At 50.0% G+C, this 1,355-nt stretch carries 2 protein-coding genes; one reads left to right on the top strand and one right to left on the bottom strand.

The genetic code is table 11. The features are described from left to right. Positions 1–71 precede the first annotated feature (71 nt). Positions 72–560 (bottom strand): AraC family transcriptional regulator ligand-binding domain-containing protein, encoded by a 489-nt coding sequence (locus CFR76_RS17375; RefSeq protein WP_244192005.1) that lies wholly within the window; start codon positions 558–560, stop codon positions 72–74. 477 nt (positions 561–1,037) lie between these two features. On the opposite strand from CFR76_RS17375, the gene CFR76_RS17370 reads away from it, so the two are divergent. After that, on the top strand, positions 1,038–1,355 hold a 318-nt coding region (locus CFR76_RS17370), incomplete at its 3' end, for a transposase (RefSeq protein WP_146222730.1).

Below are 1,355 nucleotides of genomic sequence, written 5' to 3'. Positions count from 1 at the left end.
ACGCAGACTGGACGCCATCGCAAAAACCGTCAATCAAATCGCCAAAACCCAGAAATTACCGGCCAAGCACATCAATCAAGGGTTCTTCGATCCCTCCAGGTAAATTCCGTATCCTGTCGGCGGGGCCAACTGCCTGCATAATCAATGCAATAGGAAATCCGCGCCAGTTCCCCATGTTCCGAAAGATGCAGACGGGAATGAGATTGTACGGCAGGAAAAAAATCATTGTAGGCGATCATGCCTTCACGCAGCGTCCGGGCCAGTAAAAACAGCAGCCCCAATGGGCCAATTTCATCCGGGCGGGTTATTAGCCCGAGTTCAAATCCTACCAGTGGCCTGTTATTGCGCAATGCCACATCTTCAAGAAATGAAGCAAATGTCTCGAGATGAATTGTTGTGTGGGGCAGTGACAGTAGGGCGGTCTCGATTTGGGTGCAGGCCATCGCACTTTCCACATTCAGTCCCATGTCCCTGAGGCGCGAGATAACTAGTGTGACGATAGACATCCTGATAATGGGAAGGTCGTTACAGACGTTCCTGCTGTCCCCTGTCTGTGCCATTGACGCTGTTCCCATCGCATTTTTTCCCTTTGGCGCATTAGGATAACACAATGGCGTGCAACGATATTCCGTTTCAATTAAGAAATTATCTATAAGTCATATTGCCATTTAGTAATGAATGCATGAATCTTCCCAACAGGTCATGATCTGGTCAGGCAGATGACACCAGAAAAAGCGTCAAGCCGAAATACACGTTCTGCCAGTGATGATTGATTACCCAGACGGATGGCTACACGATCGCCATTACTGGGAACATCTACCACTTCCTGAAACATACAGCCCATGCAACATCATGCAGGTTACCAAAGTTTTTTGATGAAACTTTTTTCAGAACGCTTCACGGAACGCCGCTTTTCTAAAAAAAGACGGCACCTAAAAACTTTTATTGTTTTTTATAAATGAGTTATTTTAAAACAGCTTCTAACAGGCTGTCGGGTTGGGGTACCAACCTCTGGCGATCTGGGGTAAGCTTTCAGGATGAGCAGCTTCATCCCATTTGATCGATCGCAGCCGTATCTTCTGCCGCCAGATCTGAAGTCATGGCTGCCGTCGGACGATGTGGCGCATTTCATCGTAGCGGCGGTGGAGCGAGTAGCGCTGGAGGCATTTTCGGTGCCCCGGCGGACTGGCGGCAAGGCGCAGTATCATCCGCGCCTGATGCTGGCGCTGCTGATTTACGCCTATGCGAACGGCGTATTCTCATCGCGTCGGATCGAACGGGCGACGTATCGTGACATCGGTATGCGCTTTGTGGCGGCGAACCTGCATCCTGACCATGACACGATCGCGGTGTTC

Source organism: Komagataeibacter swingsii, assembly GCF_003207895.1.
In the GTDB taxonomy this organism is placed as follows: Bacteria; Pseudomonadota; Alphaproteobacteria; order Acetobacterales; family Acetobacteraceae; genus Komagataeibacter; species Komagataeibacter swingsii.
This window is presented reverse-complemented; position numbering and strand designations above follow the sequence as displayed.

Bases quoted from the DNA above. Each gene is read 5' to 3' on its own strand.
- CFR76_RS17375 (WP_244192005.1), bottom strand. From the start codon at position 560: ATGGCACAGACAGGGGACAGCAGGAACGTCTGTAACGACCTTCCCATT.